Source organism: Marinomonas sp. THO17, assembly GCF_040436405.1.
Lineage (GTDB): Bacteria > Pseudomonadota > Gammaproteobacteria > Pseudomonadales > Marinomonadaceae > Marinomonas.
The window spans coordinates 1,947,652-1,970,003 of sequence record NZ_AP031575.1 but is presented as its reverse complement, the minus strand read 5'-3'; the positions used below and the strand labels follow the sequence as shown (position 1 = coordinate 1,970,003).

Sequence of the window (22,352 nt, the reverse complement as noted above, 5' to 3'; positions counted from 1 at the left end):
ATGAGGTGGTATGGCGGGATCATCTAGCGACAAGTTGATTGAAGTTTTACGTAAGGCAGTTTCAAGAACCAGCATGCTCGCAGAAGGGAATTATCCCGAGCTTGATTCCGTTGTCCGTCAAATTCGGCAGAGCATTACTAAAGGAGTGGATGCTAACGAGATAGAAAAGCTTCTTAATCAAGCTGAACCATTATTACTTACCAGTGATAAAGCCCAAGAAGAACGAGCCAAGCTGGTGAGAGCCAGTTTGCAGAGTTTGATCGATGTATTGGATAAAAATGCCCATCAGCCGCTTCCTGCACCACTCAAAAAGCAACTGGAATATGAAATTCGCAGTAAATGGCAATTGCCTTATGAGTGGCCTAATTTACTCAAGCTATTTCTAGAGTTGGCTCAACAAACCTTCAGTCAGACTAGTGATACGGTCAATGAAAAAAGCTCATTACTAAAACGCTTGTTTAACCGCAATAAAACTGATCAAGGTGATGTGGTGAACGATCAGGCCATCATGGAGCAGATCAGTCATACACTGGCGGGTTTGATTGATAATTTGTCATTACCGAAACATTATCAAGATGAAATGAATAGCTTAAAACAAGCATTAACAGGCAATAGCAATCTTGAGCAATTGCCTACTTTACTTGATGAAGTCATCGCATTAGTGATGATTGCCATTGGTAAAACTCAGGAAAGCCTTACTAAATACCTTAATGAATTAAACAAACAACTGGCCAGTATTAATGCTTCGGTTACCAGCAGTTATCAATCACAAAAATCCCTCTCTGAAAGTCGTGAGGGCTTCAATTCTAAATTACAGAAACAGGTAGAAGACACCAGTGTAGCTGTTCGAGGAATCAATGATTTAGACGGTCTAAAGAATCTAATAGATGAGCGCTTGAGCAGTATTTCAAGCACCATGTCAGAATACCGCTCACGTATGCAGGAACAGGAAAAAGAAGCCACTCAATCAATTACCGCATTAAAAAATAAAGTGACGCGTATGGAAAAAGACTCTGCTTCCTTGCGTTCTATGTTACAAGAAAAGTTGGCTCAGGCGATGACAGATGCTCTGACTGAGTTGCCTAATCGTACTGCTTATCAAGACGCTATCTTACCTTTGTGTCAAGTAATGCAAAAAACCAAGAAGCCGCTTTGCTTGGCGGTATGTGATATCGACTTCTTTAAAAAGGTAAATGATACTTGGGGCCACTTGGCGGGTGATAAAGTGCTACGTTTAGTACCAAAACAAATCCGCACTGTGTTGGAAAAAGAAGATCTGGTTTTTCGCTATGGTGGTGAAGAGTTCGTTATTGTGTTTCCAAATACCTCTCTTAACAAAGCCATAGAGCGTGCTGAGGTGATTCGTCAAACGGTTGAGAAAACACCTTTTAATATGCAGGGTGAGCCTGTGTCCATTTCTGTGTCCATTGGAATAGCAGAGCACAAACCGAAAGAATCCCCCGAAAGCTTATTTGAGCGCGCCGATAAACACTTGTACCAAGCCAAAGAAACAGGACGAAACCGTGTGGTGGCAGAAAAATAGACGAATATCAGTACCAGCCTCTGGCTACGACAGGTACAATACCGTCCAATAGCAGTTTAAACATATCCAGCGCGACCCTTTAGTTTGGTTTGCCAGCAGTTTGTTAGGATGAATTTATGCAAGATGAGCAAAACAAAACCACCCACTTTGGTTTCAAAGAAATCCCTACCGATGAAAAAGTGCAAGCGGTGGCGCAGGTGTTCCACTCTGTAGCAGCCAAGTACGACATAATGAACGATCTTATGTCGGGTGGAATTCATCGTCTTTGGAAGCGTCATACCATTAGTCAGTCTGGTGTTCGTGCGGGTAATAAAGTTCTCGATATCGCTGGTGGTACAGGGGATTTGACACTGAAATTTTCTCGTCTTGTTGGCAGTGAAGGACAGGTTGTTTTGGCTGATATTAACGATTCTATGCTTAAGGTAGGTCGTGACAAGCTGGCCAATCAAGGTGTGGTGGGTAATGTTAAATTTGTTCAAGCTAATGCAGAAGAGTTGCCTTTTCCTGATAATACTTTTGATTGCATTACCATCGCCTTTGGTTTGCGTAATGTGACGGATAAATCTAAGGCCTTGGCATCCATGTATCGTGTGTTAAAGCCGGGTGGTCGTTTATTGGTATTGGAGTTCTCCAAGCCAGAATCTGAAATCTTATCAAAAGTGTATGATCAATATTCTTTCCGACTACTGCCTGCGATGGGCAAATTAATTGCCAATGATGCGGACAGCTATCGTTACTTGGCCGAATCCATTCGTATGCACCCAGATCAAGAGACACTAAAAAGCATGATGGATGATGTTGGTTTTGAGCGAACCAGTTTTCAAAATTTAACGGGTGGCATTGTGGCACTTCATAAAGGATTTAAATTCTAACTATGTTCACCAGTGTGTTTCGCTTTTTGCGTATCTTTTATACCGTGGTGCGCTTTCGTCTGGATGTTTTTATTCCCTTTCATCTTTTGCCTTGGTACATACGCTACAGTTTAGGCGTGGTGTGCTCGATTGGTCGTAAACACGCTAGTAAAAATCGTGGTGAACGTTTGCGCTTGGCATTGGAATCTCTTGGTCCCATCTTTGTTAAGTTTGGACAAATCCTATCCACCCGTCGGGATTTGTTAGATGATGATTTAGCAGATGAGTTGGCTAAACTTCAGGATAAAGTGCCGCCGTTTTCCGGACAAATTGCAAAAGCCATTATCGAGCGGGATTTAAAAGCGCCAATTGATCAGCTCTTTGCTGAGTTTTCCGAAACGCCTTTGGCGTCAGCATCCATTGCTCAGGTGCATACAGCCACATTACATAGCGGTGAAGCTGTGGTGGTAAAGGTGATTCGTCCTAAAATCGAATTAACTATTAGTAAAGACATTAGTTTGCTTTACAGTTTGGCGTATTTTGTTGCGAAAGTGAGTGAAGATGGTCGTCGTCTGCGCCCCATTGAAGTAGTAACGGATTACGAATACACCATCTTAGATGAGTTGGATTTGGCCAAAGAAGCTGCCAACACAGGTTTGCTACAGCGAAATTTTACTGATTCCGAATTACTGTATGTGCCACAAGTCTATTGGGATTATTGCCATCGTAATGTGATGGTCATGGAGCGTATTTCAGGCATTCCTGTGGCAGACATTGCTGCGCTTAATAAGGCTAAGGTCGACATGAAATGTTTGGCAGAGCGAGGTGTGGAGATATTTTTTACACAAGTATTCTCGCACAGTTTTTTTCATGCCGACATGCACCCTGGTAACATTTTCGTTGATCCGAGTAATCCAGACAAACCTAAATACATTGCCATTGACTGCGCCATAATGGGCAGCTTAGATGATGAAGATAAAAGTTATTTGGCGCGTAATTTATTGGCGTTTTTCCGACGTGATTATCGCTTAGTGGCAGAGTTGCATGTGGAAAGTGGTTGGGTTCCTAAAGGCACACCTGTACACGCTTTTGAATCGGCCATTCGCAGTGTTTGTGAACCCATGTTTGCCAAACCATTGAAAGACATTTCTTTTGGTCAGGTGTTGATTGGCTTATTCCAAACTGCGCGTCGTTTTAATATGGAAGTGCAGCCCCAGTTAGTGTTACTGGAAAAAACCTTATTAAACATCGAAGGTTTGGGACGTCAGTTGTATCCTGATTTGGATTTGTGGGTCACGGCTAAACCTTTTTTGGAAAAGTGGATGCGCGAACAAATGGGCCCTAAACGCGTGATGGAAGAAGTTCGTAAGCAAGCACCACAATGGGCAGGGCATTTGCCACAAATACCCAATTTGGTCTTTAGTGCATTAACACAATTGTCTCATCAAGAAGAGCGTATGCAAGCGCAAACAGACGAGATTAAACAGTTAACGCAAGAGCTTAAACAACGCCGTAAAAGTTGGCCTTTTCGTTTGTTGGGTGTGTTCAGTTTAGGGGCGGCTTGGTTGGCGACACAGCCAGATACACTTGATCAATTGCGACATCTGGATATAGCCAGTATTGGATTGTTTATATTGGGTCTGTATTTACTTGTCTTAAAACCGTAATATTTGAGAGACTATAATGAAAACCGATGTTTTGGCGGAGTTAGCCGCCACGTTAGAGCAACGCAAAACCGCTTCAGCAGATTCTTCTTATGTCGCTAGCCTGCATGCCAAAGGATTAAATAAGATCCTTGAAAAAGTTGGTGAAGAGAGTATTGAAACAATTATTGCAGCGAAAGATGCGCTTGTGTCTGGTGACAAATCGGATCTAGTGTACGAAACTGCAGATCTTTGGTTTCATACATTAGTCATGTTGTCTCATTTGGACATTGGTCCTGATGCTATACTGGATGAATTAGCACGTCGATTTAATTTGTCTGGCTTAGAAGAAAAAGCCAGTAGAACGAAATAACGTAAAAAACGATTCGCAGTAAAAATGAATAAGCAGGAGAAAAGTTATGTTAGGCGGAATCAGTATTTGGCAACTTCTTATCGTATTAGCCATCCTTGTGCTTATTTTCGGTACGAAAAAGTTGAAAAATTTAGGCTCTGATTTAGGTGGAGCTGTCAAAGGCTTTAAAGAAGCGGTTGATAAAGATGGTGATGACGAGAGCAATAAAACGGCTCAACAGAAAGTCATCGATGGTGAGGCCAAAAAAGACGATAAGAGTGCATAAGTCGTGTTCGATATTGGCTTTTCGGAATTATTGGTCGTTTTTGTTGTTGGCCTATTGATACTAGGACCAGAGCGTTTGCCCCATGCCGCCAAAGCGGCAGGGCTTTGGGTGCGTAAAATTCGTCGTAGCATTAACTCGGTACAACGTGAGATAAACGCTCAGCTTGATAATGAAGAGATGCAACAAAAAATTGCCGAATCCAATAAGCGAATATTACAAGAAGAGCGGGCCATTCAAAATGCCATTACACCACTGCCTGAAACAGCGCTAACTGATGCTAGTCCTGAGCCAGTGGCTGAAAAAGTTCCTGCAGAAGAAGATAAAAAATCAGAAAATAATGCTTTAAATGAGCTAAATGCTGTCGAATCCGATTCATCTCAGCAGAATAAAGTCAGTGGTTAAGAGGTAATACGCTAAGCTTTTATGAGTACAGACGCTTCCCATCAAGCTCCATTAGTCACACATTTGGTTGAGTTGCGCAATCGATTATTAAAATCCGTATTGGCAATTCTTGTTTTGTTTGTTGGCTTGTATTACTTCGCCAATGATCTTTACCTTATGGTGTCTGAACCTCTGCGCTTGCTGCTGCCAGAAGGTAGCTCGCTGATTGCCACAGAAGTGGCTTCACCTTTTTTGGCTCCACTAAAGCTGACCTTTGCTGTTGCGGTTTTGTTATCAGTGCCTTACACCCTATTTCAAGCTTGGTCTTTCATCGCCCCGGCTTTGTATAAGAACGAAAAAAAGATCGCTATTCCTCTGCTGATTTCTAGTATTCTATTGTTTTATTTAGGAATTTTGTTTGCTTATTTTGTGGTTTTGCCACTTATTTTTGGTTTCTTCACCAGTGTAGGGCCTAGTGAAGTGACTGTTATGACAGACATTAATCAGTATTTAAATTTCGTTTTGAAACTCTTTTTTGCGTTCGGTGTGACCTTTGAAATCCCTGTTGCTACCTATTTGCTGATTAAGGCAGGAGTGACTACGGTTGCCAAACTGTCGAAAAAGCGTCCTTATATTTTCTTAGGTTGTTTCGTTATCGGGATGCTTATCACGCCACCGGATATTTTTTCGCAAACCTTGCTAGCCATTCCTATGTGGATGTTGTTTGAATTAGGTTTGTTGGCGGGACGAACAGTAAAAAACCAAGATAACGAAGAAGAGCAACAGGACAGTTCGCAAGTTTCTGAATCTTAAAGTCTTTTTAAAGCTAACTACTCGTCGAAATGGTCAGTCAACACCCTATTAATCCAGTATAAAAGTGACTGGCCCGTCATTAATGAAAGCCACTTTCATGTCCGCGCCAAACTGTCCTGTGGCCACTTTGTCGTATTGAGCGCGTACTTTTTCTACAAAATCATTGAACAATCGTTCTCCTTCAGCTGGTAATGCAGCACTAGAAAAACCAGGGCGCAAGCCTTTTTTGGTTTCTGCAGCTAAGGTGAATTGCGAGACCAGCAAGATGCCACCACTCACTTGTTGGACATTTAGATTCATCTTGCCATCTTCATCACTGAACATGCGGTATTTTAGTAACTTGTCGGCCAAACGCTGAGTATCGGCTTCGCTATCGCCTTTTTCAATGCCAACTAAAACGAGTTGTCCATGATCTATGGCGCCAACCACTTGGCCCTCGACAGTGACACTGGCATTCAATGCTCTTTGTACCAATACTTTCATCTTTGTTTGTCCTACTGTTTGGTCTACTAGATAAAACAAAAGCGCCCTAAGGCGCTTTTGTCGCTCCTAAGCCAAAAGGCTTATTTGCTGCTGCTCGCTTTCGCATCTGCTCACTTCATATGGAACAGAAAGTAAAATTTTATTTACGGCCAGCGCGTTTACGCTCATTTTCCGTTAATAGTTTTTTACGAATACGAATGCTTTCTGGTGTGACTTCCACTAACTCATCGTCTTCGATGAACTCAAGCGCTTGCTCAAGAGTATGACGAATTGGTGGCGTTAGCGTCAAAGCTTCGTCTGTACCAGAGGCACGAACGTTAGTTAATTGTTTCGCTTTGGTCGGGTTGACCACTAGGTCGTTTGAGCGTGAGTGAATACCAATGACCTGGCCTTCGTACACTTCTTCACCATGACCCATAAACAGGCGACCACGATCTTGCAGGTTGTAAAGACCGTAAGACAAGGTCTTACCTTTAACCATACTGACCAAAACACCATTTTGACGGCTGGATACTTCACCGTCTTTTACTGGACCGTAGTGATCAAATACGCTGGTCATGATACCAGAGCCGGAGGTAAGGGTTAGAAATAGACCGCGGAAACCAATCAAACCACGTGAGGGTACGACGAACTCAAGACGAACGCGACCTTTGCCATCTGGCTCCATGTTGGTCATTTCTGCTTTACGCAAACCAAGCTCTTCCATCACTGAACCTTGGTGTTGTTCTTCTACGTCAATCACCACTTGCTCAAACGGTTCTTGGATTTGCCCATCTACTTCTTTTTGAACTACTTCAGGACGAGACACACCGAGCTCGAAACCTTCGCGGCGCATGTTTTCGATCAATACAGATAAATGCAATTCACCACGACCAGAAACGATGAATTTATCTGGTGTATCGCCTTGCTCCACACGCAGTGCTACGTTATGAATCAATTCCTGATCCAAACGTTCTTTGATATTGCGAGAAGTGACAAACTTACCTTCTTTACCTGCAAATGGAGAGTCGTTTACCAAGAAAGTCATGCTTACTGTTGGCTCGTCAACACTTAATGCTGGTAGAGCTTCAATATGGTCAGGATCACATAATGTGTCGGAAATGCTAAGGCCGTCGATACCTGTGATACAGACTATGTCACCAGCGGATGCTAGCTCTGTGTCGACGCGCTGAAGGCCATGGTATCCCTTTACGTTTAGGACTTTACCTTTACGTTCTTTGCCATCAGAAGATTTCACCACAACTTGTTGGTTCGGCTTCAAGGTGCCGCGAGTGATACGGCCGATACCAATAACACCAACGTAGCTATCGTAATCCAAGGCAGAAACTTGCATTTGGAAAGCAGCAGTAGGATCAACTTCAGGTGCAGGAACGTTATCAACGATCATCTGGTACAAAGGTTCCATGTTATCTGACATGTCTTCTGGATCATCACCAGAAATACCGTTTAAGGCAGAGGCATAGATAACAGGGAAGTCTAACTGTTCTTCCGTAGCGCCAAGGCTGTCAAACAGATCAAATACTTGGTCCATAACCCAGTCAGGACGAGAACCTGGACGGTCAATCTTGTTGATAACAAGAATAGGCTTTAGACCTCGCTCAAAGGCTTTAGAGGTTACGAAGCGAGTTTGTGGCATTGGTCCATCGACAGCATCAACCAATAGTAATACTGAATCTACCATAGACAATACGCGTTCTACTTCTCCACCGAAGTCGGCGTGTCCTGGTGTGTCTACGATATTAATACGGTAATCATTCCATTTAATTGCCGTGTTCTTTGCTAAGATGGTAATACCACGTTCTTTCTCTTGATCGTTAGAGTCCATGATGCGTTCTGCACCTTGATCTTTACGATCTAGTGTACCTGACTGACTTAATAGCTGGTCAACCAGCGTAGTTTTACCATGGTCAACGTGTGCAATGATAGCAACGTTGCGTAACTTACTAATATCAATAGACATCTTCTTTCTCTGTAATAAGCGTGGCTCAAAATGGGAGTGCCGTTTCGCCCATGCGAAACAGACTTTCAAGCACATCGGATCTTGATATGGGATAAAATTCGCGCAATTGTACCCTTATCTTTGTGAACTTCCCATTAAAGTGTCGAAATAAATTGATTTTTATGTATGGATTAACGCTTTAATGAGAGGAGGTAGAGACACAAAAGTTTGTGATTTTATGCGGGCACAAAGATCTTAATTCCTTTGAACTCTTTTCTAATGCATTTTTTTAGGGCTTGCTTGGCTTTGTCATCACCATGGACGAGATAAATTTGCTTTGGTTGGCTGCGCATGCGGCGGATGAAGTTCAATAAATCTTCTTGTCCAGCATGGGCGGAGTAGCCACTAATTTGCTGTACCTGCGCTTTAATAGCAAAGCGTTCACCATCAAGTTCTACATAGCCATCTTCTTTGTCGTGGTAAGTTAAAATGTCGCGTCCAGGTGTGCCGATAGCTTGATAACCCACAAAAAGAATGTCGTTTCGCTCATCGCCTAATAGTGCTTTTAAATAATTGACAATGCGGCCGCCAGCGCACATGCCAGATGCTGCGATCACAATAGCTGGTCGTGTCTGACGTTTAAGATAATCGACAGTTTGCAGGTGAGTTTCGTGGTCATCTATAGTGGTCACTTGCTTAAAGTCTAGAGAATGACGGCCATCAGCTAGACGGCTTTGTGCTTCGTCATCCCAATAGGGAGCTAATGACTGATAAACCTCAGTGAAGCGATTGGCGAGAGGGGAATCGACAATGATATCAATGTCTTGCCAGTCTAGTTTCTTACCAGATGTCGTATGGCTGACGGGCTTTTGTCGATTTTTATGGATAATAGATTCAAGTTCATACAACAGCTCCTGCGTTCGGCCGATACTAAAAGCAGGAATCAATACCGTGCCTGAATCACTTAATGCATGTTCAAGGCTTTGCTGTAAGCGATTGACTCGGCTACTTCTATCGTCGTGATTGCGGTCGCCATAGGTGCTTTCAATCACCAATTGATCGGCATGATGTGGGGATTTGGGAGCGGGTAATAAAGGGGAGTGTGTTGCTCCAAGATCACCGGAAAACACTACTTCATGATACGCTTTGTCTTTGGTTTTGTTCTTGAGTGCTTCATTACTGACTCGGAAAGACGCATAAGCCGACCCCAAAATATGACCTGCTCGTGACAACCTTAACTGCACTTTAGTGTTGGAAGAAACCACCACCTTAGTCCATTCTTGATAGTCCAAAGCGACGATTTGATCTGTTAAGCGCTCTAAACAAGCGTCGATAATGCTTTTGTTGCGGGTGACGCCAACTTTCAGGGCATCTTCAATCACCAGAGGTAATAATTTTGCACTGGGCTTAGAGCAGTAAATTGGCCCATCAAAGCCAGCAGCTAGTAAATAAGGAATGCGCCCAACATGGTCAATATGAACGTGCGTTACCACCAAAGCGCGAACGGCAGAAAGGTCAAAATCTATCTCTAGTTGATTGGTGTTCGCCCCAATTCCAGATGTCTCAGCTCCTTGAAACAAACCGCAGTCAACCAAAATGGAATTCTGCTCATCAACCATCAACCATCAACCATCAACTCGTGACAAGAACCCGTCACCCCGCGTACTGCTCCGTGGTGTTTGATCGTTAGCATAAGTATCCCTGTACCGCACAGACAGTTTAAAAGACTAAACCAAAAATGCCGGGGAGCCAAGTGGGTATGGAAAGCCATAATGGGTATGGAAAATCAAATATTCCTCTTTGCATATATCTAAACATTGCTTTAGCATTGTTCACATTGTGAACGGTGTTCGCTATTATTCGCATAGTTTCCTGTTTTAGGGATTAGTTTGCTTAACACTTTAAAAAGGCTTGCTTCGTGTCGATCGATGAGTATCGTTTGAAAATTTTAAAAGAGCTTGAGCAAGACCCCGACATCAGTCAGCGTGAGTTGGCTAAGCGTTTAGGTATCAGTTTAGGAAAAACAAACTTTTGCTTAAAAGCGTTAATTGAAAAGGGTCTAGTCAAAGTAGATAACTTTAAAAACAATACCAATAAAGTTGGTTATTTGTACCTTTTAACGCCAAAGGGTATTGAGGAAAAAGTTTCTCTAACCAAGAAATTTTTGAAAAGAAAAGTAGCTGAATACGAGGCGCTGGAAAAAGAAATAGAACAGCTTCGTCTTGAGGTGTCTGCAAAAAAGTAACTTAATTAAAATTAGGAAATAGCCAAGGATACAAAGTGAAAATCATACCAGTAATTTTATCGGGCGGTGTTGGTAGCCGCCTTTGGCCGCTTTCTCGTGAGCATTTCCCTAAGCAGTGTTTGCCTTTTACGGATCAAGAATACAGCCTTCTGCAGCAAACTCTACTTCGCACTCACTCATTGGATGTTTCCGATCCTATTGTGGTCTGTAATGAGGATCACCGATTCCTGATTGCGCAACAGTTGCAATCGATTGGTTTTAAACAAACGAGCATTGTACTAGAACCAGAAGGTCGTAATACCGCGCCAGCCATTGAGTTAGCAGCATTGGAAGTGAAACAAAAATACGGCGAAGATGCGCTTATGTTAGTGTTGCCTGCCGATCATGTGATTCGCGATGTTAAGGCGTTTGAAACCAGTATTTTAAAAGCGGCAGAACTTGCTAAAGAGGATGCTCTCGTCACCTTCGGGGTTCAGCCAACTCGTCCTGAAACCGGCTATGGTTACATTCGTTCTGGTGAAAATTACCAAGTTGCTGAGTTTGTTGAGAAGCCTGATTTTGAAACCGCGCAAGGCTATTTAGCTTCGGGAGAGTATCTTTGGAACAGCGGCATGTTCTTATTCCAAGCGGCTTCTTATCTAGCGGAATTATATACTCATAGAAAAGACATTGCAGATGCTGTTATTGCAGCTTATGAAAAGCGCAATGAAGACATGGATTTTGTGCGTATTGATGCAGAACTCTTTGCACAATGTCCTGAAGAGTCGATTGACTTTGCTGTCATGGAGCCGACCCATAAAGCCAAAGTGGTGCCTTATACGGGAGATTGGAGTGACATTGGGGCTTGGGATGCTTTGTATGACTATGCCGATAAAGATGAAAATCAAAACGTACTGTTAGGTGATGTGATGGTGGAAGGGACCAGCAATTCCTTGATTCGTTCTGAGTCCCGTTTGATTGCCGCAGTGGGTGTTAAAGATTTAGTTATTGTCGAAACCGCTGATGCCGTTTTGGTCATGGATAAAAACCAAGCCCAAGACGTTAAAAAAATCGTGAAGCGTATCAAACAAGAAAACCGCGAAGAGCATATGTTCCATACGACGGTGCATCGCCCTTGGGGAACCTATGAAACGGTGGATTTGGGTGATCGTCACCAAGTAAAGCGTATTATGGTCAAGCCCGGAGAGAAACTCAGTGTTCAGATGCATCACCATCGTGCAGAGCATTGGGTGGTGGTATCTGGCACCGCCAAAGTACAAAATGGCGACCAAGAGATTTTACTTACCGAGAATGAGTCCACATACATTCCTGTCGGTGTGGTTCACGCTTTGGAAAACCCAGGCAAAATACCACTAGAGCTGGTGGAAGTGCAGTCCGGTAGTTATTTGGGCGAAGATGATATCGTGCGCTTCAGCGATCGTTATGGGCGATAATGAATATGATGTTAAAGGCCTTAAAAGTACAACAGCTGAGTGAGGCATTGGGTGTGGCATTTGGTACCAGTGGTGTGCGAGGATTGGTTAAGGACCTTACTCCTGCCTTATGCTTTGCTTATGTTCGCTCGTTTTTGCAAACGGTTTGCCCTACTGCTGATCGAGTTGCGATAGGGATCGATTTGCGACCCAGTAGTCCTGATATGGCTAAGGCTTGCATTCTTGCCGTTGAATCTAAAGGGGTGGAAGTGATTTACTGTGGGGATTTGCCAACCCCCGCTCTTGCTTTTTATGCCATGCAAAACACCATGCCAGCCGTAATGATTACTGGTAGCCATATTCCCTTTGATCGCAATGGCATCAAATTTTATCGACCTGATGGTGAAATAAGTAAAATGGATGAAGCGGCTATCTTGGAGGGCAGTTTTGAGATCCCTGAATCCATTGTCGATCAAGTTGCTAATTTTACTTTACCGAAAATAGATACCTCTGCGATTGCGTCATTTAAGCAGCGATACACTACTTTGTTCCCAAAAAACATGCTTCAAGGAAAGCGTATTGGCGTATATGAGCATTCCAGTGTTGCCCGTGATGTCATCAAAGATCTTTTGGTGCACTTTGGTGCCGAAGTAGTTTCGTTAGAGCGAACAGATACCTTTGTGCCAATTGATACCGAAGCGGTATCACAAGAGGATGTGCAAAAAGGATTAAACTGGGCGAAAGATCATTTACTGGATGCTATTGTTTCGACGGATGGAGATGGTGATAGACCGCTTATTGCCAACGACAAAGGCGAATGGTTACGAGGTGATATTCTTGGTGTGCTCTGTGCAAATTACCTTAAGGCAACGCATGTCGCAGCGCCGGTGAATGTGAACTCTGTTTTGGAGTTGGAAGGAATAAAACAGATTCCTAAAAGAGCCAGTTTAAGAACCAAGATAGGTTCTCCTTATGTGATTGCAGGGATGGAAAAACTGGCTGAATCGAATGAGAATGCTAGTGTTGTAGGATATGAAGCGAACGGTGGTTTTTTGGTTAGATCAGATTTGCTTCTGAATGAACAAATTTTGAAAGCCTTACCAACGCGCGACTCTATATTACCTATCCTCATCGTCTTCGCCATGTCTCACAATGAGAATAAGCCCATTAGCCGTTTATCCGAAAACTTTGCTGCAAGATATACTGCGAGTGATCGAGTTAAAGACATACCAACAGAAAACAGTAAGCAATTAATTACCGAGTTAAAAAACAGTAAAGTGAAGCAAGCTGAACTATTGTCAGCTATATCAGTGGAAGGCGAAACGCTAAAAGTGGTTTCTATGGATGAAACCGATGGACTGCGAATAACGCTAAATAACGACGATATTATTCACTTAAGACCTTCTGGGAATGCACCTGAGCTGAGGTGTTATGTGGAAGCTAGTAGTTATTGGCAATCAATTCAAATAGTTAAAAAAGTTATAGATTTAGTTAACTAGATATTAATTACAAAGAAAAGAATAGTTTGGAGTTCAAATGAAGAAAAAAGCACTCATTACCGGTGTAACAGGCCAGGATGGTTCTTATCTAGCCGAGTTTTTATTAGAAAAAGGCTACGAAGTACACGGTATTAAACGTCGTGCTTCCTCATTTAATACGCAGCGTGTCGACCATATTCTTCAAGATCCTCATGTGGATAATGCTAACTTCATTTTACACTATGGTGATTTGACCGATTCTTCGAACTTAACGCGTATTTTACAAGAAGTACAGCCGGATGAAGTTTATAACCTTGGAGCTCAGTCTCATGTGGCGGTTTCGTTTGAATCACCTGAATATACAGCGGATGTAGATGCTATGGGTACACTACGTTTGTTGGAAGCGATTCGTTTGTTGGGTTTAGAAAAAAAAACCAAATTCTATCAAGCCTCTACTTCTGAACTTTACGGCTTAGTGCAGGAAATACCTCAAAAAGAAACCACGCCTTTTTATCCTCGTTCGCCTTATGCTGTAGCGAAAATGTATGCTTATTGGATTGTGGTGAATTATCGTGAATGTTACGGCATGTATGCGTGTAATGGCATTTTGTTTAACCATGAATCGCCTCGTCGTGGTGAGACCTTCGTAACTCGTAAGATTACCCGTGGTTTGGCAAACATTGCACAAGGTTTAGAGAAATGCCTGTACATGGGGAACATGGATGCTTTGCGTGACTGGGGCCATGCTAAAGACTATGTGCGCATGCAGTGGATGATGCTTCAACAAGAACAAGCGGAAGACTTTGTAATTGCCACAGGTGTGCAATATTCTGTGCGCCAGTTTATCGAATGGTCGGCAAAAGAGCTGGGTATTAGTTTGAAGTTTGAAGGTGAAGGGATAAATGAAAAGGCCATTGTTACCGAAATTGAGGGTGATAAAGCGCCTTCACTTAAAGTCGGTGATGTGGTGGTACAGATAGACCCACGTTATTTCCGCCCTGCAGAAGTAGAAACCCTATTGGGTGACCCAAGTAAAGCGAAGCAAAAATTGGGTTGGATACCAGAGATTACTGTGCAAGAAATGTGTGCTGAAATGGTCGGAGAAGACTTAAAGCTCGCTAAACGTTATTCTTTGCTAAATAGTTATGGTTAAGACAAGAAATTTTCTTTTGAAATTGAAATTAGGAGTAATTTATGAAGCTACATTTAGGATGTGGTAAAAAATTTATAGCAGGGTTTGTTCATATAGATTTGTTAGATTTAGATCACATAGATTATAAAACTTCGGTTGATGATTTACATTTTGCGGGGGATAACTCTGTTGATCTTATTTATGCTTCACACGTTCTAGAGCATTTTGGAAGAAATGAGTATAAAAAGGTGCTCATGGAATGGTTTAGAGTGTTAAAGCCAAACGGTATTTTAAGGGTTGCAGTGCCTGATTTTGGTGCAGTTGTTAAGTATTATAATGATAATCCTAAAGATCTAGAGCTTCTTTTGGGGTTGGTGGTGGGGGGGCAGAAAGCTAATCAGAATGACTATCACAACATGATTTTTGATGAAAATTTACTAACAGAAAAGTTGAAGTGTGTGGGCTTTAGAGAAGTTGCATTATATGACTGGAGAAATACTGAACACTGTGATTTAGATGATTTTTCACAGGCATATCTGCCTCATATGGATAAGGAAAACGGGCTTTTAATGAGTTTGAATATTGAGGCTATGAAATAAAAGGTAGATATTTAAATGAGTGTAAGAATTTTTGTAGCTGGTCATAATGGGATGGTGGGGAGTGCGCTGGTTCGCCAACTGTCCCAAGATCTGAATAATTATATTATTACAGCTGATCGAAATGAGCTTGATCTGACGAATCAGCAAGCGGTACAAAATTTTTTCGCAGAACAGTCTATAGACCAAGTTTACTTAGCTGCAGCAAAAGTTGGCGGCATACATGCAAACAATGTTTATCCAGCTGATTTCATTTATGAAAATCTCATGATTGAAGCTAATGTTATTCATGCTGCACACAAAAATGATGTTCAAAAGCTTTTGTTTTTAGGATCATCCTGCATCTATCCAAAGTTAGCAAAGCAACCGATGCAAGAAGATGCATTACTTACAGCAATATTAGAGCCCTCAAATGAGCCTTATGCTATTGCTAAGATTGCTGGTATCAAACTCTGTGAAAGCTATAATCGTCAATATGGTTGTGATTACCGTAGTGTCATGCCAACAAATTTATATGGAGAAAACGATAATTTTCACCCAGAAAATAGTCATGTTATTCCAGCGTTGATTCGTCGTTTCCATGAAGCCAAAGAAGCTAATTCACCAGTGGTGATTGCATGGGGAACGGGTACGCCCATGCGTGAGTTCTTATACGTGGATGACATGGCAGCAGCGTCTATTTTTGTAATGAATTTAGACGATGAGACCTATCAGAAAGAAACTCGGCCGATGCTGTCACACATTAACGTAGGCAGTGGGGTTGATTGTACGATCAAAGAGCTTACAGAAACGGTTGCGAAGGTGGTGGGCTACCAAGGGAAAATTGAATGGGATACCAGTAAGTCAGATGGTTCACCTAGAAAGCTCATGGATGTATCTCGTTTGGGAAGGCTTGGGTGGACTGCGAAGGTTGGCTTGGAGCAAGGTTTGACGAAAAGCTATGAGTGGTTTTTGGCGAATCAAATGAGTGTTAAATGCTAATTTTAGTAAAGATAATGATGTTATTTAGTACAGCCCAAGGTGGGCAGTTTCACTACTACACTGAATTCTGATTTTGTGCTCAGTTCTATTTGTGATATTGAAAAAATGTAGAGCCTATGGAAAATTTTTGCTAGAAGGTAATATCGCTGAGTTGTGATACTTTTTGGTAAAGTTCTAGCTAAGTGTCATGGTTTAGTTCAATAGAAATTTAATTTTAGGTGTTGGTTTTGATTATAATTAACTTGAAATGCGGTCTAGGTAATCAGCTTTTTCAGTATAGTACAGGTAAAGCTATTGCTAAAATGAAAGGTACAACTCTTAAATTGTATAAGGATCCGATAAATCTAGATGAAGAGTGGTTTGGTTTAGATAAATTTGTTGAAGAGTTAGATTTTATTTCAGAGGATGAGGTTGATTTTTTTATATCAGGAGTAAAAAAAGAGAAAGGGTTGATTAATTGGTTTGTAGACTTTGTTAGAAAAAATCGTATTTTGCTTTTTTTGGCTAGAAGGTTAAGATCTAGTAAAATAATTAAATTGCCTAGTTCTGATGGTGTTTTTGATAATAGAAAAGTCTTTTTAGAAGATGATAGAGTAGATTGGACGTTAAGCTTTCGTAAAGATATATTTTTAGTCGATAAAGATTGTTTTTTGAGAGGTTTTTTTTCAAGTTATAAGTATTTTGATTTTATTAAAGAAGATCTGATTGAAGAGCTTTCGACCTTGAAGGTTCCATTGAGTGATATTGGTAGAGATGTTAAGTCTCATATTGAAAGTGTTAATTCTATATCTGTTCATATAAGAAGAGGTGATGCTGTAAGTATTGATGAAGTTTCTTTATGGTATAAAGGTATTATAAATAGGGAGTATTATAAAAAAGCTATAAATTATTTTTTGGATAGAATAGAGGATCCAGTGTTTTTTATATTTTCTAACGATATGGATTGGGTTAGAGAGAATTTTAATCTTCCAGAGAATTATCGATTGGTTGATCATAATGACGCTGACCATGGGTATGAAGATTTATATTTAATGAGCTGCTGCCAGAATAATATAACGACTGGTTTTAGTTCTTTTGCTTGGTGGGCTGCATACCTTAATAGAAATCCCAATAAAATTGTTTTAAGAGCTAGAGAGGCATGTGGCATTGAAAAATATAACTATCCTGAAGATTATTATCCAGCAGACTGGATTGTAGTAGAATAGTTTGCGATAGAGGATGTTTTTTTAATAATTAATCTTAATAGCTGCTTTGGTAATGTTTTTTTGGTTTTTCTTTTATTTTTAGTGTTTTTTGGGTTGATAGGTAAGGGTTAGGAGGTAATATCAAGATTATGTACTGGAATGAAGAGGTTATTGCACAGTGGCGTGTATATTAGTAACAGGCGGTGCGGGTTTTATTGGTTCTGCAGTAATCCGCTACATTATCCAAAATACCCAAGACAGTGTAGTGAATGTTGATAAGCTGACTTACGCGGGAAATCTCGAAAGTCTTACTGATGTTGATAAGTCAGCTCGTTATGCCTTCGAACGGGTTGATATTAGTGATAAAGTAGCGCTAGACTGTGTTTTTCAAACACAGCAACCAGATGCTGTGATGCATTTAGCTGCAGAAAGTCACGTTGATCGCTCTATTACTGGTCCTGCCGATTTTATTCAAACCAATATAGTGGGAACTTACACATTGTTGGAAGCAGCTCGTGAGTATTGGAATTCTTTGGAAGAAAATCGAAAAAACGCATTTCGTTTCCACCATATTTCCACAGATGAAGTTTACGGTGACTTGCCACACCCTGATGAAATCAAAGGTGAGCTACCATTATTTACAGAAACCACACCTTATGCACCTAGCAGCCCTTATTCTGCGAGTAAAGCTTCCAGTGATCATTTGGTTCGTGCTTGGTTGCGCACTTATGGTTTCCCAACGATAGTGACTAATTGTTCTAATAACTATGGACCATATCATTTTCCAGAAAAGCTAATTCCATTGGTTATTCTAAATGCATTAGAAGGTAAGCCTTTGCCTATATATGGCAAAGGTGATCAAGTACGCGACTGGTTGTATGTAGAAGATCATGCTCAAGCCTTGTATAAAGTTGTTACTGAAGGTGAAGTAGGCGAGACCTACAATATCGGCGGTCACAACGAAAAGAAAAACGTTGACGTGGTTAAAGCCATTTGTGCGATTTTGGATGAACTTCGTCCTAAAGAAACTAAATACGCGGAACAGATCACATTTGTGACCGATCGCCCAGGTCATGATCGTCGCTATGCCATTGATTCATCAAAGATGAGTTGTGAATTGGGCTGGCGACCACGTGAAACTTTCGAAACAGGACTACGTAAAACCGTTGAATGGTATTTGGCTAACCAAGATTGGTGTAACAATGTTCAAGATGGTTCTTATCAGCGTGAGCGCTTGGGTACTTTAGATCAGGAGTTGCAACAATGAAAGGCATAGTACTAGCTGGCGGTTCAGGTACGCGGCTTTATCCAATTACCATTGGGGTGTCTAAACAACTACTTCCTGTCTATGACAAGCCACTGATTTACTATCCTCTTTCTGTGCTTATGTTGGCCGGTATTCGAGAGATACTCATTATTACCACGCCGGAAGATCAAGCAAGCTTTCAGCGTCTTTTGGATGATGGGACGAAGTTTGGTGTTAAATTAAGTTATGTGGTGCAGCCGAGCCCTGATGGGCTTGCTCAAGCCTTCATTCTAGGTGAAGACTTTATTGGCAGTGATAGTGTGTGTTTGGTCTTGGGAGATAATATTTTCTACGGTCAAGGTTTTACACCTAAGTTAAAGCATGCTGTGGAAAACGCGAAAAATGGTCAAGGTGCAACTGTATTTGGTTACCAAGTGAAAGATCCTGAGCGTTTTGGGGTTGTCGAATTTGATGAAAACCAAAAAGCCATTTCGATAGAAGAAAAGCCGATTAAACCAAAATCTCATTTTGCGGTAACGGGACTGTATTTTTACGATAACTCTGTCGTTAAGTTGGCTAAAAAGATAAAACCCTCTGAACGTGATGAACTTGAGATTACTTGTCTCAATGAAATGTACCTCAAGGAAAATATGCTAAATGTGGAGATGCTAGGTCGAGGCTTTGCTTGGTTAGATACTGGTACTCATGAGAGTTTGCTAGAAGCTGCGCAATTTGTCGAGACCATTGAAAAGCGACAAGGTTACAAAATAGCCTGTTTGGAAGAGATTGCGTTTAATTATGGCTGGTTAACAAAAGAAGAGCTTGAAAAACAGGCAAAAGTACTTCAAAAAAACAGCTATGGCCAATATTTACTGGAAATTATTAAGGAAAGCAAGTGAGTTTGATTCAGTTAATTAATTTCCCTTCTTTAGGTGATGATCGTGGTTCATTAGTCGCGTTAGAGAGTCAGCAATCCATTCCATTTGATATTAAACGCGTTTACTACATATTTGGTACTCAGGAAGGTGTTGCTCGTGGTTTTCATGCGCATAAGCAGCTAAAGCAAGTAGCGGTTTGTGTGACAGGTCGATGCCGTATGGTTTTAGATGATGGTAAGTATCGTGAAGAAGTGTGGTTGGATTCGGCCTCAAAAGGCATTTTAATTGAAGACATGGTATGGCGAGAAATGCATGATTTCAGTGAAGACTGCGTGCTTTTAGTGTTAGCCAGTGAATACTACGATGAAAGTGACTATATTCGTGATTATGTTGAATTTATAGGGAAAATAAAATAATGGCTTATGTGCATCCTTTAGCAGATGTTGCGCCCAGTATTATTGGTGAGGATACCAAAATATGGCAATTTGTGGTCATTTTAAACGGTGCTAAAATTGGAAGTAATTGTAATGTATGTGCTCATACGCTAATTGAGGGAGATGTTGCCATCGGTAATAACGTTACTATTAAATCAGGTGTATTCGTGTGGGATGGGACTCGCATTGAAGATAATGTTTTTATTGGTCCAAATGTCACTTTCACTAATGACTTAATGCCGCGCTCTAAAGCATACCCAGAAAAATTTTTAGGGATAACGTTAAAAAGAGGATCAAGTATTGGTGCGAATGCCACAATATTACCAGGCATTACGATAGGCGTTGAAGCAATGGTTGGCGCTGGTTCTGTAGTAACAAAAGACGTTCCAGATTATGCGATTGTTGTTGGAAGCCCTGCAAAAATTATTAGGTATATGAAATGATTCCATTTTTAGATCTTAAAGCAATTAATGCCCAATATCGTAACGAACTTGTTGAAGCCGCGGCGCGTGTTATTGACTCAGGTTGGTACATTCAAGGCACAGAAGTCAAAGCTTTTGAGCAAGAGTTTGCTGATTACTGCGGAACTAAACACTGTATCGGTGTGGCAAATGGTTTGGACGCTTTGATCCTGACGTTACGTGCATGGAAAGAAATGGGCAAGCTAAAAGAGGGGGATGAGGTTATTGTCCCTGCGAATACTTATATTGCCAGTGTGTTGGCGATAACGGAAAATCGTTTAGTTCCAGTGCTGGTTGAACCAAATCTGTTGACATACAACTTATGCCCAAAGAATGCAGAAGCGGCAATCACCTCAAAAACACGGGTTATTTTACCTGTTCATTTATATGGCCAAATGGCCGATATGCCAGCCATTATGGATATTGCCAACCGTCATAATTTATTAGTCCTCGAAGATTCTGCACAGGCGCACGGTGCAAGTATAAATGGCATAAAAGCGGGTAATTGGGGACATGCTAGTGGTTTTAGTTTTTACTCAGGAAAAAATTTAGGTGCACTAGGTGATGCAGGTGCTATTTCGACCAATGACGATGAACTTGCACAGACAATACGAGCATTAGGTAACTACGGCAGCAATAAAAAATACGAAAACCTCTACCAAGGCGTAAACAGCCGACTAGATGAAATCCAAGCCGCCATGCTTAGGGTTAAGCTTCGCCATTTAGATACCGAAACACAGCGCCGTCGTGAGGTTGCCCTATCCTACGTAAAAGGCATTACCAACCCAGCGATAAAATTACCAATAAGCCCTGATTTAACCCTAGAAAGCCTAGCCAACCACGCTTTTCATTTATTCGTAATGCAAACAAAAAACCGTGACAACCTTCAAGAATACCTTACTGAAGCTGGCATACAAACACTGATACACTATCCAATACCTCCCCATAAGCAAAAGGCTTATGAAGCTTGGAATAGCAGTGTTTACCCAATAACAGAAGCTATTCATCAAAAAATACTCAGCTTGCCAATTAGTCCTATGATTGAAGATGATGAAATAATAGAAATTATAGGGATAATTAATAGTTATGAGAGCAATAATGGATAAAGTAACTGTAATAATACCTTCATATAATCATGCTGACTATATCGATGAAACCATAGAAAGCTGTTTGCATCAGAATTATGAAGGCCAAATTGATATAGTAATTATCGATGATTGTTCAACTGATTCTACAAGGCAAGTCTTAAAAAAATATACTAACTATAAAGCTGATAATAGATCTATAGAAGTTGTATTTAAAGAATCTAATTGTGGAATAAATCATTCTCTAAATATAGGGTTAGAATACTCTGTAGGACGATATATTCAAGTCCTAGCTTCTGATGATGTTATGTGCAGAGATAAAATAAAAGAGCAAGTTAATTTTCTCGAAAATAACCCTAGTTTTGATTGTGTATATTCTAGGGGGTATATATATGATGGCTACAACAAAATAGAATATTTTCTTAATAAGTTCAAGGAATTTTATAAGATTGGGAGGGCTTTAGAGTATGTTAGTCAACAAGACTGGGGGGGGCCATTAGCACAATCAGGCTTGTTTAAGGTTGAGTTGTTTAAGGATTTGATGCATATCAGACGAGATTACAAAAGTGATGATTGGGCAATGATCATTGTTGCTTTAAGAGATTATAGCGTAGGCTACTATGATATACCATGTTTTCTGTATAGAAATCATGGTGATAACACCTATAAAAAATATTGGAAAACCTTCCCTATGAGAATAGATGTTGCTTCTCGTCTTGTTGATGAAAAATATAGAAGAAAAGCTCTGTCGAATATTATGTTGTCTCAGTCTGAATATCTTTGGAATGATGGATGTAAACTGACTTCTATAAAATTTTTATTGGCCTCGAATTTAATTTGTCTTAATCGGAATTCTATATATGTATTGGCTAGATCTTTACTTTCAGAAAGGATTTTAAGAATTTTAAAATCATTAAGGAAAATATAAA

23 protein-coding genes are annotated in these 22,352 nt (G+C 40.9%); 20 read left to right on the top strand and 3 right to left on the bottom strand.

Annotated features, from left to right (window positions below; genetic code table 11):
* Positions 1 to 10 precede the first annotated feature (10 nt).
* From ABXS85_RS09400 to tatC, 7 genes are all read left to right on the top strand, one after another.
* Entirely contained in the window at positions 11 to 1,543 is a 1,533-nt protein-coding gene (locus tag ABXS85_RS09400) for a GGDEF domain-containing protein (RefSeq protein ID WP_353666268.1), read from the top strand.
* A 116-nt stretch (positions 1,544 to 1,659) separates the two neighbouring features.
* Positions 1,660 to 2,415, top strand: coding sequence for a bifunctional demethylmenaquinone methyltransferase/2-methoxy-6-polyprenyl-1,4-benzoquinol methylase UbiE (ubiE, locus tag ABXS85_RS09395; RefSeq protein ID WP_353666267.1), 756 nt, complete (start codon positions 1,660 to 1,662; stop codon positions 2,413 to 2,415).
* A gap of 2 nt (positions 2,416 to 2,417) precedes the next feature.
* Positions 2,418 to 4,061 (top strand): ubiquinone biosynthesis regulatory protein kinase UbiB, encoded by a 1,644-nt coding sequence (gene ubiB / locus ABXS85_RS09390; protein ID WP_353666266.1) that lies wholly within the window; start codon positions 2,418 to 2,420, stop codon positions 4,059 to 4,061.
* Between the two features lie 16 nt (positions 4,062 to 4,077).
* Positions 4,078 to 4,410 (top strand): phosphoribosyl-ATP diphosphatase, encoded by a 333-nt coding sequence (locus ABXS85_RS09385; RefSeq protein WP_353666265.1) that lies wholly within the window; start codon positions 4,078 to 4,080, stop codon positions 4,408 to 4,410.
* Between the two features lie 46 nt (positions 4,411 to 4,456).
* Positions 4,457 to 4,675 (top strand): Sec-independent protein translocase subunit TatA, encoded by a 219-nt coding sequence (gene tatA / locus ABXS85_RS09380; protein WP_353666264.1) that lies wholly within the window; start codon positions 4,457 to 4,459, stop codon positions 4,673 to 4,675.
* Between the two features lie 3 nt (positions 4,676 to 4,678).
* Positions 4,679 to 5,077: a Sec-independent protein translocase protein TatB gene (gene tatB / locus ABXS85_RS09375; RefSeq protein ID WP_353666263.1), complete on the top strand. Its 399-nt coding sequence runs from the start codon at positions 4,679 to 4,681 to the stop codon at positions 5,075 to 5,077.
* Between the two features lie 21 nt (positions 5,078 to 5,098).
* On the top strand, positions 5,099 to 5,869 hold the full coding sequence (tatC, locus tag ABXS85_RS09370; RefSeq protein WP_353666262.1) for a twin-arginine translocase subunit TatC: 771 nt from the start codon (positions 5,099 to 5,101) through the stop codon (positions 5,867 to 5,869).
* A 48-nt stretch (positions 5,870 to 5,917) separates the two neighbouring features.
* Here the strand turns inward: tatC and dtd are convergent, their stop codons facing one another.
* From dtd to ABXS85_RS09355, 3 genes are all read right to left on the bottom strand, one after another.
* On the bottom strand, positions 5,918 to 6,352 hold the full coding sequence (gene dtd, locus ABXS85_RS09365; protein ID WP_353666261.1) for a D-aminoacyl-tRNA deacylase: 435 nt from the start codon (positions 6,350 to 6,352) through the stop codon (positions 5,918 to 5,920).
* 139 nt (positions 6,353 to 6,491) lie between these two features.
* Positions 6,492 to 8,312 (bottom strand): translational GTPase TypA, encoded by a 1,821-nt coding sequence (typA, locus tag ABXS85_RS09360; protein WP_353666260.1) that lies wholly within the window; start codon positions 8,310 to 8,312, stop codon positions 6,492 to 6,494.
* A 215-nt stretch (positions 8,313 to 8,527) separates the two neighbouring features.
* On the bottom strand, positions 8,528 to 9,910 hold the full coding sequence (locus tag ABXS85_RS09355; RefSeq protein WP_353669748.1) for an MBL fold metallo-hydrolase: 1,383 nt from the start codon (positions 9,908 to 9,910) through the stop codon (positions 8,528 to 8,530).
* A 299-nt stretch (positions 9,911 to 10,209) separates the two neighbouring features.
* Here ABXS85_RS09355 and ABXS85_RS09350 point away from each other — a divergent pair, with 299 nt between their 5' ends.
* From ABXS85_RS09350 to ABXS85_RS09290, 13 genes are all read left to right on the top strand, one after another.
* Positions 10,210 to 10,536 carry a MarR family EPS-associated transcriptional regulator gene (locus ABXS85_RS09350; protein ID WP_353669747.1) on the top strand — a complete coding sequence of 109 codons (327 nt, stop codon included), beginning with the start codon at positions 10,210 to 10,212 and terminating at the stop codon, positions 10,534 to 10,536.
* A 35-nt stretch (positions 10,537 to 10,571) separates the two neighbouring features.
* The gene (locus ABXS85_RS09345) at positions 10,572 to 11,969 is read left to right on the top strand and encodes a mannose-1-phosphate guanylyltransferase/mannose-6-phosphate isomerase (RefSeq protein ID WP_353669746.1); all 1,398 of its coding nucleotides are present in this window, start codon (positions 10,572 to 10,574) and stop codon (positions 11,967 to 11,969) included.
* Positions 11,970 to 11,974: 5 nt separating this feature from the next.
* Positions 11,975 to 13,447, top strand: coding sequence for a phosphomannomutase (locus ABXS85_RS09340; protein ID WP_353669745.1), 1,473 nt, complete (start codon positions 11,975 to 11,977; stop codon positions 13,445 to 13,447).
* A 37-nt stretch (positions 13,448 to 13,484) separates the two neighbouring features.
* Positions 13,485 to 14,579, top strand: a complete 1,095-nt coding sequence (gene gmd, locus ABXS85_RS09335) for a GDP-mannose 4,6-dehydratase (RefSeq protein WP_353669744.1) — start codon at positions 13,485 to 13,487, stop codon at positions 14,577 to 14,579.
* Between the two features lie 41 nt (positions 14,580 to 14,620).
* The gene (locus ABXS85_RS09330; RefSeq protein ID WP_353669743.1) at positions 14,621 to 15,157 is read left to right on the top strand and encodes a methyltransferase domain-containing protein; all 537 of its coding nucleotides are present in this window, start codon (positions 14,621 to 14,623) and stop codon (positions 15,155 to 15,157) included.
* A gap of 15 nt (positions 15,158 to 15,172) precedes the next feature.
* Complete coding sequence (locus tag ABXS85_RS09325) at positions 15,173 to 16,135, top strand: GDP-L-fucose synthase (RefSeq protein WP_353669742.1); 963 nt, start codon at positions 15,173 to 15,175, stop codon at positions 16,133 to 16,135.
* Positions 16,136 to 16,362: 227 nt separating this feature from the next.
* A complete protein-coding gene (locus ABXS85_RS09320) occupies positions 16,363 to 17,340 on the top strand; it encodes an alpha-1,2-fucosyltransferase (protein ID WP_353669741.1) in 978 nt (325 codons plus the stop codon).
* A gap of 157 nt (positions 17,341 to 17,497) precedes the next feature.
* Positions 17,498 to 18,586: a dTDP-glucose 4,6-dehydratase gene (gene rfbB, locus ABXS85_RS09315; protein WP_353669740.1), complete on the top strand. Its 1,089-nt coding sequence runs from the start codon at positions 17,498 to 17,500 to the stop codon at positions 18,584 to 18,586.
* A complete protein-coding gene (gene rfbA, locus ABXS85_RS09310) occupies positions 18,583 to 19,464 on the top strand; it encodes a glucose-1-phosphate thymidylyltransferase RfbA (RefSeq protein WP_353669739.1) in 882 nt (293 codons plus the stop codon). The genes rfbB and rfbA overlap by 4 nt, the downstream gene beginning before the upstream one ends.
* A complete protein-coding gene (locus tag ABXS85_RS09305) occupies positions 19,461 to 19,859 on the top strand; it encodes an FdtA/QdtA family cupin domain-containing protein (protein WP_353669738.1) in 399 nt (132 codons plus the stop codon). The genes rfbA and ABXS85_RS09305 overlap by 4 nt, the downstream gene beginning before the upstream one ends.
* Entirely contained in the window at positions 19,859 to 20,320 is a 462-nt protein-coding gene (locus ABXS85_RS09300) for an acyltransferase (protein ID WP_353669737.1), read from the top strand. Before ABXS85_RS09305 ends, ABXS85_RS09300 begins: the two co-directional genes overlap by 1 nt.
* Positions 20,317 to 21,444 (top strand): DegT/DnrJ/EryC1/StrS family aminotransferase, encoded by a 1,128-nt coding sequence (locus ABXS85_RS09295; RefSeq protein ID WP_353669736.1) that lies wholly within the window; start codon positions 20,317 to 20,319, stop codon positions 21,442 to 21,444. Before ABXS85_RS09300 ends, ABXS85_RS09295 begins: the two co-directional genes overlap by 4 nt.
* Entirely contained in the window at positions 21,437 to 22,351 is a 915-nt protein-coding gene (locus tag ABXS85_RS09290; protein ID WP_353669735.1) for a glycosyltransferase family 2 protein, read from the top strand. Before ABXS85_RS09295 ends, ABXS85_RS09290 begins: the two co-directional genes overlap by 8 nt.
* The last annotated feature ends 1 nt before the right edge of the window (position 22,352 follow it).